Annotated in this window: 18 protein-coding genes and 1 pseudogene; 17 read left to right on the forward strand and 2 right to left on the reverse strand. The window is 33.2% G+C overall.

Translation table 11 applies throughout. The features are described from left to right. The first annotated feature begins 118 nt into the window (after nucleotides 1–118). The 12 genes from ABH955_RS00440 (at nucleotide 119) to ABH955_RS00495 (ending at nucleotide 8,383) form a co-directional block, all read left to right on the forward strand. Nucleotides 119–922, forward strand: coding sequence for a protein phosphatase 2C domain-containing protein (locus ABH955_RS00440; protein WP_404456551.1), 804 nt, complete (start codon nucleotides 119–121; stop codon nucleotides 920–922). A 15-nt stretch (nucleotides 923–937) separates the two neighbouring features. Continuing rightward, nucleotides 938–1,390 carry a peptidoglycan recognition protein family protein gene (locus tag ABH955_RS00445; RefSeq protein ID WP_404443967.1) on the forward strand — a complete coding sequence of 151 codons (453 nt, stop codon included), beginning with the start codon at nucleotides 938–940 and terminating at the stop codon, nucleotides 1,388–1,390. A 17-nt stretch (nucleotides 1,391–1,407) separates the two neighbouring features. Beyond that, nucleotides 1,408–1,659, forward strand: coding sequence for a DUF2164 domain-containing protein (locus tag ABH955_RS00450; protein ID WP_002033529.1), 252 nt, complete (start codon nucleotides 1,408–1,410; stop codon nucleotides 1,657–1,659). 139 nt (nucleotides 1,660–1,798) lie between these two features. After that, the gene (locus ABH955_RS00455) at nucleotides 1,799–2,101 is read left to right on the forward strand and encodes an urease subunit gamma (protein WP_001241327.1); all 303 of its coding nucleotides are present in this window, start codon (nucleotides 1,799–1,801) and stop codon (nucleotides 2,099–2,101) included. Nucleotides 2,102–2,115: 14 nt separating this feature from the next. After that, nucleotides 2,116–2,445 carry an urease subunit beta gene (locus tag ABH955_RS00460; RefSeq protein ID WP_404490792.1) on the forward strand — a complete coding sequence of 110 codons (330 nt, stop codon included), beginning with the start codon at nucleotides 2,116–2,118 and terminating at the stop codon, nucleotides 2,443–2,445. A gap of 1 nt (nucleotide 2,446) precedes the next feature. Next, the gene (gene ureC / locus ABH955_RS00465) at nucleotides 2,447–4,159 is read left to right on the forward strand and encodes an urease subunit alpha (protein WP_404456553.1); all 1,713 of its coding nucleotides are present in this window, start codon (nucleotides 2,447–2,449) and stop codon (nucleotides 4,157–4,159) included. Between the two features lie 18 nt (nucleotides 4,160–4,177). Next, on the forward strand, nucleotides 4,178–4,633 hold the full coding sequence (locus ABH955_RS00470) for an urease accessory protein UreE (RefSeq protein ID WP_000582803.1): 456 nt from the start codon (nucleotides 4,178–4,180) through the stop codon (nucleotides 4,631–4,633). After that, nucleotides 4,611–5,309 carry an urease accessory protein UreF gene (locus ABH955_RS00475; RefSeq protein ID WP_404456835.1) on the forward strand — a complete coding sequence of 233 codons (699 nt, stop codon included), beginning with the start codon at nucleotides 4,611–4,613 and terminating at the stop codon, nucleotides 5,307–5,309. The genes ABH955_RS00470 and ABH955_RS00475 overlap by 23 nt, the downstream gene beginning before the upstream one ends. A 14-nt stretch (nucleotides 5,310–5,323) precedes the next feature. Beyond that, nucleotides 5,324–5,941 (forward strand): urease accessory protein UreG, encoded by a 618-nt coding sequence (gene ureG / locus ABH955_RS00480; protein ID WP_000594929.1) that lies wholly within the window; start codon nucleotides 5,324–5,326, stop codon nucleotides 5,939–5,941. Continuing rightward, nucleotides 5,938–6,759 carry an urease accessory protein UreD gene (locus ABH955_RS00485; protein ID WP_404456555.1) on the forward strand — a complete coding sequence of 274 codons (822 nt, stop codon included), beginning with the start codon at nucleotides 5,938–5,940 and terminating at the stop codon, nucleotides 6,757–6,759. The genes ureG and ABH955_RS00485 overlap by 4 nt, the downstream gene beginning before the upstream one ends. An 18-nt stretch (nucleotides 6,760–6,777) precedes the next feature. After that, nucleotides 6,778–7,410 carry an AmiS/UreI family transporter gene (locus ABH955_RS00490; protein WP_113936088.1) on the forward strand — a complete coding sequence of 211 codons (633 nt, stop codon included), beginning with the start codon at nucleotides 6,778–6,780 and terminating at the stop codon, nucleotides 7,408–7,410. Next, on the forward strand, nucleotides 7,397–8,383 hold the full coding sequence (locus tag ABH955_RS00495; protein WP_002128522.1) for a HoxN/HupN/NixA family nickel/cobalt transporter: 987 nt from the start codon (nucleotides 7,397–7,399) through the stop codon (nucleotides 8,381–8,383). Before ABH955_RS00490 ends, ABH955_RS00495 begins: the two co-directional genes overlap by 14 nt. A gap of 87 nt (nucleotides 8,384–8,470) precedes the next feature. Here ABH955_RS00495 and ABH955_RS00500 read toward each other — a convergent pair whose 3' ends face one another. Both ABH955_RS00500 and ABH955_RS00505 read right to left on the reverse strand, forming a co-directional pair. After that, nucleotides 8,471–8,674: a CsbD family protein gene (locus ABH955_RS00500; RefSeq protein ID WP_002137730.1), complete on the reverse strand. Its 204-nt coding sequence runs from the start codon at nucleotides 8,672–8,674 to the stop codon at nucleotides 8,471–8,473. Nucleotides 8,675–8,845: 171 nt separating this feature from the next. Then, on the reverse strand, nucleotides 8,846–9,658 hold the full coding sequence (locus tag ABH955_RS00505) for a GNAT family N-acetyltransferase (protein ID WP_098167686.1): 813 nt from the start codon (nucleotides 9,656–9,658) through the stop codon (nucleotides 8,846–8,848). A 152-nt stretch (nucleotides 9,659–9,810) separates the two neighbouring features. Between ABH955_RS00505 and ABH955_RS00510 the strand changes: the two genes are divergently transcribed. The 5 genes and pseudogenes from ABH955_RS00510 (at nucleotide 9,811) to ABH955_RS00530 (ending at nucleotide 13,185) form a co-directional block, all read left to right on the forward strand. After that, nucleotides 9,811–10,014, forward strand: coding sequence for a hypothetical protein (locus ABH955_RS00510; RefSeq protein WP_002146302.1), 204 nt, complete (start codon nucleotides 9,811–9,813; stop codon nucleotides 10,012–10,014). Continuing rightward, nucleotides 10,011–10,571: pseudogene (locus ABH955_RS00515) on the forward strand (GNAT family N-acetyltransferase). Before ABH955_RS00510 ends, ABH955_RS00515 begins: the two are co-directional and overlap by 4 nt. 264 nt (nucleotides 10,572–10,835) lie before the next feature. Beyond that, a complete protein-coding gene (locus ABH955_RS00520; protein WP_002146304.1) occupies nucleotides 10,836–11,624 on the forward strand; it encodes a helix-turn-helix domain-containing protein in 789 nt (262 codons plus the stop codon). A 58-nt stretch (nucleotides 11,625–11,682) separates the two neighbouring features. Further along, nucleotides 11,683–12,534, forward strand: a complete 852-nt coding sequence (locus tag ABH955_RS00525; protein WP_404456557.1) for an ABC transporter ATP-binding protein — start codon at nucleotides 11,683–11,685, stop codon at nucleotides 12,532–12,534. After that, nucleotides 12,535–13,185 carry an ABC-2 transporter permease gene (locus ABH955_RS00530; protein ID WP_002146309.1) on the forward strand — a complete coding sequence of 217 codons (651 nt, stop codon included), beginning with the start codon at nucleotides 12,535–12,537 and terminating at the stop codon, nucleotides 13,183–13,185. The last annotated feature ends 1 nt before the right edge of the window (nucleotide 13,186 follow it).

A 13,186-nucleotide genomic window follows, 5' to 3' on the forward strand; every position in this document is an offset into this window, starting at 1 on the left:
TCATATTATTTCAAGATTATATATGAAATTGAAAGTTTTTGGGGAAAACAGTTTATTTCGGAAAATTAGATTAATCTAAATAGTTAGAGTGTTTGATAAATTGGGAGGGGATACAGATATGCAGATAACGACGTATCAACAGAAGAGTCCTTTAAAACAAGAGTGTGAGGATTCATTTTTTTGTAATGAAGATAAAATGATTTACGGTGTATGCGATGGAGCAACACCGTTAGTTCCATTTTGTGATGAAGAAGGACATAATGGAGCATACATCGCTTCACATTTATTTGCAAGTCATTTTACTTCGCTACGAGAGATCAATAGTTTACAAGATGAAGTTGCAAAGGCGAATGAATTATTGCAAAACAAGATGCTAGAGTACAAGGTTGATACGAGAAAAAAAGACCATCTGTGGTGTACATGTATTGCAGCAGTTCAAATAGAAGGCGATAAGCTTGAATATGCACAATTAGGTGATTGTATAATCGTTGCAATATTTCAGGATGGAGCGATAAGAGTATTAACGAAAGATACAGTTAAGGGAATTAGTAAACGCGCAAAAAAGAAGAGAGAAGAGGATCGTAAAAAAGGATTACCAGTCCCGGAAGAACATGTTTTTCAAGATGTTCGGGAGCAGTTGAAATACAACCGCTATCTTGCGAATGTGCCAAACGGTTACGCAGTTGCAAATGGGATGAAAGAAGCGATGACTTATTTACAACATGGGGAATTACATGTAGCTGATGTAAGTGGGATCTTTATTTGTTCGGACGGATTGTTCCATCCGGAGTGGTCGTTAGAACAAATTGTGATATATATAAGAAAGAATAGTATAAAAGAATATGTAGCAATCATTGAAAGGCTAGAAGGAGAAAATAGAATAAGACCGGATGATAAAACAATTATTATAATTGATTTTTAAGGGGAGGAAGTTCAAATGGAAATTAAATGTGTAAATTTAACATTTCAAAATGAATTAGTTCCTTTAGAGAAAGTAAATAAACTGATTGTCCACCATACGTCAGAAGATGGATGGGATGTGTATAAAACTCACGAATTTCATCAAAAGGTAAGAGGATGGAGCGGGATTGGTTACAATTATTTTATTGAAGAAGATGGAACTGTAGTCGAAGGGCGAGGTTTACATATTGGAGCACATGCGAAAGATAATAATAGTGACACAATTGGAATATGTATGACGGGAAATTTTGATAAATATGATCCAAATACTGCACAAATGAATTCATTATATTCTTTATGTAAAATGTTTATGAAGCAGTTTGCCATAGAGAAAGGAAATATACTCGGCCATAGGGAGTTAGAAGGGGTTACAAAAACTTGTCCAGGAAATCGCTTTTCTATGGTAGAGTTAAGAAAAGTATTATCTTAAATATAGAGGAGTAACGAATGATGATGAACATAAAAATAACGAATGATAAAAAAGAAGAGCTTGTAGCACAAATTCAGCAATTTTTCGTTGAAGAAGATTTAGATGAAATTGGACGCTTCCAAGCAGAACGTTTAATAGAAGAAATGATAAAGTTAGTAGGACCATTTGCATACAATCAAGCAATTGGAGATGCAAGAAAACTTGTAAGTGAGAAATTAACAAATATTGAAGAAGATTTGTATGTGTTAGAGAAGAATGAAGGGAAATAAAAAAAGACTAGAAATTCTAGTCTTTTTTTATTTGATTAGCAGAAAAAAACATGGAGAAAACACGGAAAGGACATTGGAAGTACATCTTTTATTTTTAGAATATTCTTAGTTTTAAAATACTTTAGAAAGGAAGATTGTAATGAGATTAACTCCAAGAGAAATTGATAAACTGCTGGTAGTTGTTGCGGCTGATTTAGCGTATCGACGAAAGGAGAGAGGGCTTAAGTTAAACTATCCAGAAAGTATCGCTATTATTACGTATGAAATTTTGGAAGGAGCAAGAGATGGTAAAAATGTAGCGGAATTAATGGAGCTTGGAAAAAATATTTTAAGTGCTGAAGATGTTATGGATGGTATTGCAGACATGATATCAGATATTCAAGTTGAGGCAACTTTTCCTGATGGAACAAAATTAGTAACTATTCATCAACCAATTCATTAAAGGAAGTGAATGTTATGATTCCAGGGCAATATATCCTTGCGAAAGAAGACATAGTATGTAATGGAAATAAAAAAGCAACGAAAGTTAAGGTGTTAAATCAGGGAGATAGGCCGATTCAAATTGGATCTCATTACCACTTTTATGAAGTGAATGAGGCGTTAAGGCTCAATCGTAGTGTAGCAATTGGACAACATTTAAATATTCCAGCGGGTACAGCGGTAAGATTCGAGCCTGGGGATGAAAAAACGATTGAATTAGTTCCATACTCAGGGAAGCAAGAAGTATATGGATTTAAAAATAAAGTGGATGGCGATATTCAATCTTACAAAAAAAGAGGGAGATAGCATGAGTTTTAAGATGTCACGTAAACAATATGCTGATTTATATGGTCCAACTACAGGAGATTCTATTCGTTTAGCGGATACACAATTATTCGCACATATTGATCGAAATTACACGGTATATGGTGATGAAGCTGTCTTTGGTGGAGGAAAATCAATTAGGGATGGTATGGGACAAAATTCGCAACTTACAAGGGAACAGGGTGTTGTGGATGTTGTTATTACGAATGCAATTATTATTGATTATACAGGAGTATATAAAGCGGATATTGGTATAAAAGATGGAAAGATTTCAGCAATTGGTAAGAGTGGTAATCCTTCAGTTATGGATAATATTGATATCATCATTGGAACATCAACGGAAGTAATTTCTGGCGAACGAAAAATCGTTACAGCTGGAGGTATTGATACACACGTGCATTTCATATCCCCACAACAAATTGATACAGCATTAGCTTCAGGTATAACAACTTTAATTGGTGGAGGAACAGGACCGGCAGAGGGTACTAAGGCAACTACAATAACGCCTGGATCTTGGAATTTAAGAAAAATGCTAGAGGCAGCAGAAGCTTTTCCTATAAATATTGGGTTTTTAGGGAAAGGAAATAGTTCAAGTTTACCTGCCCTGGAAGAACAAATATTTGCAGGAGCTATTGGATTAAAAATTCATGAAGATTGGGGAGCGACTTCTTCAGCAATTAATCACTCGTTACAGATTGCTGATAAATATGATATTCAAGTTGCTATTCATACTGATACGTTAAATGAATGTGGTTTTGTGGAAGAAACGATAAAGGCTATTGATAATCGTGTTATTCATACGTACCACACTGAAGGGGCTGGTGGTGGGCATGCACCAGATATTATAAAGATTGCTGCACTGAATAATATTTTACCTTCTTCAACGAACCCGACCTTGCCATATACAGTGAATACGTTGGATGAACATTTAGATATGCTCATGGTATGTCATCATTTAAAAGCAAATATTCCAGAAGATGTAATGTTTGCGGATTCAAGGATTCGAAAAGAAACAATTGCGGCAGAGGATATTTTGCAAGATTTAGGGGTTTTCAGCATGATTAGCTCTGACTCGCAGGCGATGGGGAGGGTTGGAGAGGTTATTATTCGCAATTGGCAAACCGCCGATAAAATGAAAAAGCAGATTGGTAGTTTAGAGGGAGATAAAGAGTATAACGATAATAATAGAATTCAACGCTATATAGCTAAGTATACAATTAATCCAGCTATTACACATGGGATTTCAGAATATGTCGGCTCTATTGAAGTTGGGAAATATGCAGACCTTGTAATATGGGATCCACAATTTTTCGGTGTTAAGCCAGATATGGTTTTGAAAAACGGGATGGTAGTGATGGCATTAATGGGAGACGAGAATGCTTCGATCCCCACACCACAACCATATTATGAAAAAAAGATGTTTGGTGCATATGGAAAAGCGGTACAGTCAAGTTCGATTACATTTGTATCTAAAGTAGCTTATGAGAATAATATTAAAGAAAAATTAGGTTTAAATAAAGTTGTATTACCTGTTAGAAATACGAGAGAGATTTCTAAGCAAGATATGAAGCTGAATAATGCAACACCAGAAATTGAAGTAGATCCGCAGACATATGAAGTTAAAGTTGATGGACAAGCTATTACGTGTGAAGCAGTAGATGTATTACCTATGGCTCAAAGATATTTTTTATTTTGATATAACGGAGGAGATAAAATGATTATTGAAAAAATTAATAACAACGTATGCAATATGAATGATTTTGCAAATACAAAAAAGCATCTTGATAGAATATTGATTTCTAGTGAGCTTTTACTAAAGAGGGTTCAGAAATTATATTCAGAATCTGGTTTTGAAATTGGGGTGTCTTTAGATAATGGAGAAACATTAAAGAACGGTGATATTTTATATGAAGATGAACATCGTATTGTATATATTGAAGTGTTACCAGAAGAGGTAATTGTAATTACTCCAACGTCAATAAAAGAAATGGGAATTATTGCGCATAACTTAGGAAATAGACATTTGCCAGCACAATTCGATGAAGGGTGTATGATTTTGGCGAACGACTACTTAGTAGAAGATTTACTCAAAAAGGAAGGTGTTCCTTATCAAAAAGAAAATAGAGTATTACCCAAACCGTTCAAGCATGCTTCACACAAACATATTTAACCTACTTAACCTACTCCAAATTAGTGATTCGAACTTCCCGACAGGAAGTTTTAGTCACTCTTTTGGATTAGAAACATTTATTCAAGAGGGACAAGTTACAAATAAAGGCGAATTTTTCAAATGGATTAATCGATATGTAAAAGTGCAATTAACACACACGGACGGCTTAATTTGCAAATATACTTACGAAGCCACTAAGAATAATGATGGAAAACAAATTACATTTTTAGATGATTTAATAACAGCACAAACATTACCTTTTGAATGTAGAAGAGCAAATAGAATGATTAGTAAAAGTACTTCTAAACTATTGTGTGAACTGTTCTCATTTGCAAATTTAAATATATACAAAGAAGATGTTATGGGTAATAAATTACAAGGTCATCCGAGTATCGTATACGGAATATTAGGGGCGGAATTGAAAATGACAATAGAAGAAACGCTCTTAGTTTTCTTATATTCAAGTATTGGAAGCATAATTCAAAATGGTGTGAGAGCCATTCCTCTTGGACAAACAGATGGTCAAAAACTATTACAAGAATGCCATGAATTGATCTGTGAATCTATTGATAGAATTCAAATACTTTCATTAGAGAATTTTGGATTGAATGATCCTGAATTCGAAATAAATCAAATGCAACATGAAGATGTAAATGTAAGAGTCTTCATGTCATAGGGAGGAAAAATAAAATGATAAAACCTATTAAAATTGGTATTGGTGGCCCCGTAGGTGCTGGGAAAACAATGTTAGTTGAAAAGTTAACAAAATATTTAAATACAGATTATGAAATTGCAGCAATTACAAACGATATTTATACGAAAGAAGATGCAAAGATTTTATTGAAAACGGGTGTTTTACCAGAAGATAGAATTATTGGTGTAGAGACAGGAGGGTGTCCACATACAGCAATTCGAGAGGATGCTTCTATGAATTTTGAAGCAATTGAAGAGCTCATGATTAGACATAGTAATTTAGATATTATTTTTATTGAAAGTGGGGGTGATAATTTAGCTGCCACATTTAGTCCAGAGCTAGTGGATTTTTCAATTTATATTATTGATGTAGCACAAGGAGAAAAGATTCCTCGTAAAGGTGGACAAGGAATGATCAAATCTGATGTATTTGTGATTAATAAAACGGATTTGGCACCTTATGTAGGGGCTGATCTTGGAGTTATGGAGCAGGATACGAAAAATTACCGACATAATAAACCATATTTTTTTACAAATTTGAAGGATGAGGAAGGCTTACAGGGATTAATAAATTGGATGCGACAAAACATCATGTTAGAAGGATTGAAGAAATGAAAGCCCCTACAGGTGTCTTAAACATTGATGTGATGGAAAAAAGACATAAAACGGTACCTATTAAGGTTTATCATAAAGATGCCTTAAAAGTAACGCAGCCAATATATTTGGACGATTATGGTAGAGCATATTACTATATCATGAATTCTGGTGGAGGTTATTTAAAAGGAGACTTCTATTCTATAAATATAAATGTTCATGAAGATGCGAAAACATATATAACAAGCCAATCAGCAACGAAAGTTTACAAGACTCCAAATAGTTATGCTTTGCAAGAATTGAATGTTTATATTGGTGAAAATGCTGTTATGGAGTATTTACCAGATCCGTTGATTATGTACAAGGATGCAGCATATAAGCAAAAAGTAAATATATATATGCAAAATAATTCTACATTGATTTTATGCGATTCAGTTACGCCTGGTTGGTCTCCAAATATGGAGAAGTTCACATACCAGTATTTTGATTCGCTAACAAAAGTATATATGGAAAACAAACTTGTAGTTTACGATCATCTATTGTTAAACCCTTTCAAAGAGTCGTTAGATCAAATGGGAATATTAAATCAATATTCCCATTATGGTACTTTCATGGTTATTAATAAGAACATTACAAATGATTTAATTGCAGCATTGAAAACTTCGCTTTCTAACACTAACAATATGAAGATTGGAATATCTTCTATGCCATGTAAAGGCTTTGTCATACGCATACTTAGTCATAATACAGAGGATATGGAGTCTATATTTTTTCAGTGTCATCGTTTTGTTAGAGAGAATTGTCTGCATGAAGAATTAACATCCTATCGAAAATATTAAGTAGGAGAAGGGGATACTATGACTAATGTGGGATTATTATTTGTCGGTGCAGTTCTATTCATGAATGCACTAGCAGCTTTTAAACTCATTGATAGCAAAAGTGTAGGGTACTTCAATTTATTTGTAGGGGCATTACAAACTTTGACACCACTATATTTATTATTTACAGGAAGTCAATCTAATGAGTGGACTATCCTATCTAATGGAACTATTTTTTTATTTGGTTTTACTTATTTATATGTTGGCCTTACGAATATATTAGAACTTGATTCTTCAGGTGTAGGTTACTATTCTCTTTGGGTTGCTATTATTGCAACGGTTATGGGAATAGCGAATCAATTACATGAGAGTGGAAGTCTACAAAGTACAATAATTTGGTTCTTTTGGGCGTTCCTTTGGTTTTTATTTTTCCTGCAAGATGGGTTGAAAAAGAAGATTCATATTTATGTAGGGATTGTTTGCTTCATTGAATCTTGGATTACTGCAACGATACCAGCCCTGTTAACACTTACAAATAATACAGGCATGTTAAATGATTTTGTAATTATTTTAGTGACTATTATAACGATTGTAGTTTTTATTATGGCACTTTTCTTTTTCAAGAGTATTCAATCTAAAGTAGAAAGGGTTAGTAACTATGTGGAAAAGTGAACTGAAAAAAGCAACTAATTTTTTTGTTATTATTATATTTCTTCATGTGCTTGGAATTCTCTTATTATTACCTGCACTGTATAAAGGCAATAGCATAATTGGAATGGCTATTATTGCATATTCTTTAGGATTGCGTCATGCGTTTGATAGTGATCATATTGTCGCAATTGATAATACTGTTCGGAAATTAATTGAAAAAGGTAAAAACTCACAGGGGGTGGGGTTTTACTTCTCATTAGGACACTCTACTGTAGTATTTGTGATGATCGTATTAATTGCTTTAATTGGAAAAACAGCAAAACATGGAATGGAGAGTTTTTCTACTATAGGCGGTATTATCGGTACAATTGTTTCTAGTACATTTCTTATTATTATTGGGCTTACCAATCTGTTGTACCTTATTAAAGTGTTACGAAGCCAAGAGGATAAGCAACCAGAAAACTTAGGATTTATATATCGTTTCACGCAGCGCTTATTTAGGTTTATTGATAGTCAAAAGCAATTGTATATGATCGGTTTTTTATTTGGGCTTGGTTTTGATACAGCAAGTGAAATCGGATTAATTGCTCTTTCTACAGTAACTGCAACAAGTCAATCTATCCCGCTTGTAAGTATATTTGCTTTTCCCATTTTGTTTGCTGCAGGAATGTCGTTGATGGATACATTAGATAGTACATTCATGAATACGAATTATAAGTGGGCAATGGAAAATAGTCGAATTAGAAATTCATATAACGTATTAATTACCTCAATATCTGTTATAACGGCTTTTTTAATAGGGGGTTATCAACTATTATCTTTACTTATTGAAAGCTATAATTTACAGGGACCGTTTTGGAATCTCATTCAGGTAGTTAATTTTGATTATTTGGGTATATGTCTTGTTGTATTCTTTATTATTTCTCTTATTGTTTTCGCTGTATGGAATAGAAATGCATTTAAAGAACCACTTACAAAGAGTATAGAGAAATAAAAATATACCGTATGATATTTGGTTAATTATGTATATAAGCTGAACTAAAAAACACGTCAGATGAAAATGCATCTAACGTGTTTTTTATTATTTATGTTCCTTATATTCATGTGCTTTTTCTTTTATATTACCAACCGTATCTTTAGCAGTGCCTTTCACCTTATCCCATTTTCCCTCGGCTTGTAATTTTTTATTGTCAGTTACTTTCCCGACAACTTCCTTTACTTCACCCTTTACCTTATCAATGGCACCTTCTACTTTTTCTTTTAAACCATGATCATGTTTAGTCATACATTTCTCCTCCTTGTAGTTTGAGTAGAATTCTCTTTTCATATTGCAAGTTGAATGATGTATCTGGTAATAGCGTAACAAATTTAGTTTGAATATTCAAATGAGTAACAGGATAGAAAGGTAATTGTCATAAAATGTATACATTCGTAATGGAAAGAAAAAGAAAGTTAATTATATGTCTTTCGCAGTCCATATTGATTTTGTATAAGCAATTTTCATATGGGCACGTTCCATATTATTTTGACTGCCGCTACCGAATCTTGCTTGTCCAACTATTAAATTACAATTGGATTCAAGAGCGGTCTCAATTCGTTTTTGAATTAATACGGTATGACAACCTTTACGTTGAAATTCTGGCAAAGTAGCAGAAGCAGCTAATGAAGCAACACCTTTATTTATATAAAGTACCCCTATACTAGCAGGAGTGTTTTGAACTTCGGCTATGAAAAAATGCCATCCTGGTTTATTGTAAAGAATTTCATTATTTTGACGAACACCATTTTTTGTAAAGGACGGCATATTAAATCCACGTATATAAATATCTGCAAAAGTATGAAACTCATTTTCTTTCAGTTTGCGTACTGAAATGTTAGAAGGGGGAAGCGGAAAATCTTGTCCCGGTATACTATATAAAGCGGTATGGAAGCTAGATTGATAAAAACCTTTTTTAGATAAGTATTGAAATAGTTCATCTGTACCTTGCGCTGGTGTAATTTCAAAACGACAAGGGATTTGTAGCGATTCATAATAAGAGATGATTTCATCTATCGCATCTGTATTTGTATATGTAATGCCTTTTACCGTATTAAAAGCAGGACCAGCAATTACTTTTGATGAAAAGGCAGTAGCACTCCCGAATTTTTTCATTTGTATTTGCATTGGATTTCCGCTCATCGCTTGCAGTGCCGCTAATCTAGAAGAGAGCATATCTATTTCTGCGTTTTCAATTTCTTGTGCTGCATTGAATGTCATAATAGTACTCATAAGATTCCTCCGTCAATTAATATAGTTCATAGTACATATACGATTTTTGTTCTGAGATTCCTGTTGAAATGTAAGAGAATAAGAGGTTTTTTGGAAGGGAAATGGAAGTGAACTGTCGAAGGGAGTAGAAACAGATTAAAGGTGGTGCTCTCATGAAACAGAAAGACGTGCAGACATGCTCTCATTGCGGTTCTCATAACATAGGAGAAGGTGAGTTTATCGGTTATGCACAAATACGGAAAAAGGAGACGATGTTCACATCTTCACCAGTGGATGCTTATATTTGTACAGATTGCGGGAATATCCTTTTATTAAAGGTACGGAATTATGAAAAGTTTAAACAGAAGCCGTTATGATTGTTGAAAAGTGGTCATATCCAGCGTTGTATACGAAACGTCTTATATTAAGGGAAATTAATATGAGTGATATTTTACATATATCCGAGTATGCTTCGGATAATAAATTAACAACTTATACTGTATGAGATGAACATCGATCGTTAAATGGTACGAAAAAGTTTATTTATGAAATCATGGAACGATATGAGAAAGAAAAAGTCGCTCCTCTTGGAATAGTATTAAAAGAGAAGCAGAAACTCATAGGGACATGTGGATTTATAAGTTATGATTCAACTATACATAAATCGGAAATTGCATACACCTTGTCGCGAAAATATTGGGGGAAAGGACTAGCTACCGAAGCGGCGTTAGCTTTTTTTAGTTATGGATTTAATGAGTTACATCTTAATAGCATCGAAGCGGGATGTAATTCAGAAAATGAAGCAACTGAAAGACTAATGAAACGTTTAAATATGGAGTATGAGTGTACGATTCAAAATGATTTGTTTGTAAAAGGTAAATATCGTGATACGAAAAGGTATTGTATATCCCGAGAAAGATATAGGAATAAATGAAATATGTCATAACGAAAACTCCTTTAAATGAATAAGGGAGTTTTTTATTTCTATAACAATAATTACCTTTAATTGTTATAATTGGTTATTGAGAGGGGTTGTTTTATTAACGCCATAATCATAGAAGAAAAACAGCTAAAACGTATACAAAACCGCCATATAACATAATCGCAACCGTAAGTTGACAAAGTGCAACCGCAGGAAGATAGAGATAGGGGCAATGTTTACATACAATTTAGTTAAGAAAACAAGGGGGACACACATATGGGATTTGGTGAGAAACTTTTTAAATTAAGAAAGGAAAAAGGCCTTTCTCAAGAAGCATTAGCTGAGAAATTAAACACGACAAGGCAAGCGGTTAGTAAATGGGAAAACGGTCAAGGTTTTCCAGAAACTGAAAAGCTAATAATGATTGGAAATGTATTTGAAGTATCGCTTGATTACTTATTAAAAGAAACTGCTGAGCAAAGTAATGAAAAGGAACATGGTTATTATGTAAGTAAGGAAATGGCAGAAGGGTATATAGTATATGGGCAAAAAATTTCTAAATATATCGCATTAGGGTTTAGTTTGCTTATTTTATCTACAATACCGTATTTATTATTCAAAGAAGATCCAACAATGTCTACATTCCTTATCATTATTATTGCTGTCCTTGGAATTGGAGCGATTATGGTACCTGTAACGATAGAAGAGAGTCGATACAATGTATTGAAAAAGGAAGAACTACTATTTGATCCAAACTTTTTAAAAGAATTGACAAAAAGATATGCGACTATTAAAAAGAAATATGCTGCAGTAGTAATTGTTGGACTTTGTTTCATAGCAGCGGGTGCAATACCATTTTTGTTTGAGAAAAAGCATATCACTTCAGGAGAGTTAGTACAGTATTATCCTTACTGTGTGGTTCTTATTGCAATTGGTTTTTATCTTTTTGTTAGTGTTTTAGGAGTGTTAGAAACGTACAGAATTTTAGCGGAAAATAAAGAATATAGCAATCGTTTTATCTTTAAACTAAAAAAGAAAGTGAGAGAAAAAGTGGATAATTTTTAATAGGAGAAAACGTGTTTTAATTCGTTTTTTTATTAAAAGCTAAGATAGGAGTGGAATGATGTCAAACCTTTTAGAAATTGAAAATTTGAGTAAATCATTTGGAAACAAAGTTGTTTTAAGAGATGTATCATTCAGTGTGCCGTCTGGATCAATTGTTGGATTTATTGGTGATAATGGAGCAGGTAAATCAACAACATTTAAAACAGTACTACAATTAATTTCTAAAGATAGCGGTACAGTAAAAATATTTGGTGAAGAAAATATAAATAAACATGCCAAGATTAAGGAAAAGATTGGAGTCGTATTTGATGCTATGAATCTACCGGCTCATCTTACAATAAAACAACTAAATAAGGTTTTTGAAAAGATGTTTGAATCTTGGGACATAGAAAATTTTTATCGATTAGTTCATTCTTTCTCTTTACCTACTGATGAAAAAGTAGGTGAATTCTCACGTGGGATGTCAATGAAACTATCCGTAGCTGTTGCATTGTCGCATAATGCAAAATTATTAATCCTAGATGAAGCGACGGGAGGTCTTGATCCTTCATCTAGGGAGGGCGTGTTAGAGGAATTAAAAAGTTTTGTGAGTAAAAGTAATGGTGGTATATTACTTTCTTCTCATATTATGAGTGATGTAGAAAAAATAGCTAGCCACCTTATCATTATAAAAGATGGAGAAATTTTATTGAATGAAGAAAAAGATAAGGTTTTGGACAGTTACGCCATTGTAGATGTTGATGTGGAACAACTAACTTTAATCAACAAAGATATAGTTGTGGCAAAGAGGAACCATGGTTCTTATTTCAATGTACTCGTATCAGATGTACATAAATTACCAAGTGGGATTGCTCATAGAACCATCTCGATAGAAGAAATGAGTGTCTTATTAACGAGGAGTGAAAAATAAATGAGAGGTTTATTATTGACAAACTATTACCTAGTGTATCGAACTTTCTTTATGTTCATGGGAATAGCGATATTGGGAGCGGGATTCGTGTTTTATTTTGGTGATGCTTCAATGTACCGTTTAATTGCTACGTTCATTATCTTATTTGCTGCGATTCCTGCACTTGAAGTTATTAAATATGAGAGTAAGTCGGGTTATGAAAAGTATGTACTTACTTTACCGGTTACTAGAAGTAATATTGTGCAAAGTCACTATTTTTTCTATTTTTTAGTTGTAATTATTGGTACCTTATTATCTTATGGCGTATTTTATGTATATGGTTTAGTTTCAGATACACCAATTGATGATGGTATATTCAAGAGTGTTTCTTTAGGGACTTTCATCATTCTTAATGCCGGAGCAATAGCCTATCCACTCCTCTATATTTTTGGAGCAGAAAAATCTGATGCTATTACAATTGGAGGCGCATGCGGGGGACTTGTTACTTATTTTGGATTACAAAGTGTAATTGGCTATCTAATAGAACAATTTCCAATATCAAATTTAAATTCATCTGTATACATTTCAATTCTATATACAATATTTGGCGTTATCCTATATATCTTTTCTTTTTTTATTTCGGTATTTATATATCGTAAGAAGGAATTTTAAT

This window comes from Bacillus sp. RC240 (assembly GCF_044907945.1).
GTDB lineage: Bacteria > Bacillota > Bacilli > Bacillales > Bacillaceae_G > Bacillus_A > Bacillus_A mycoides.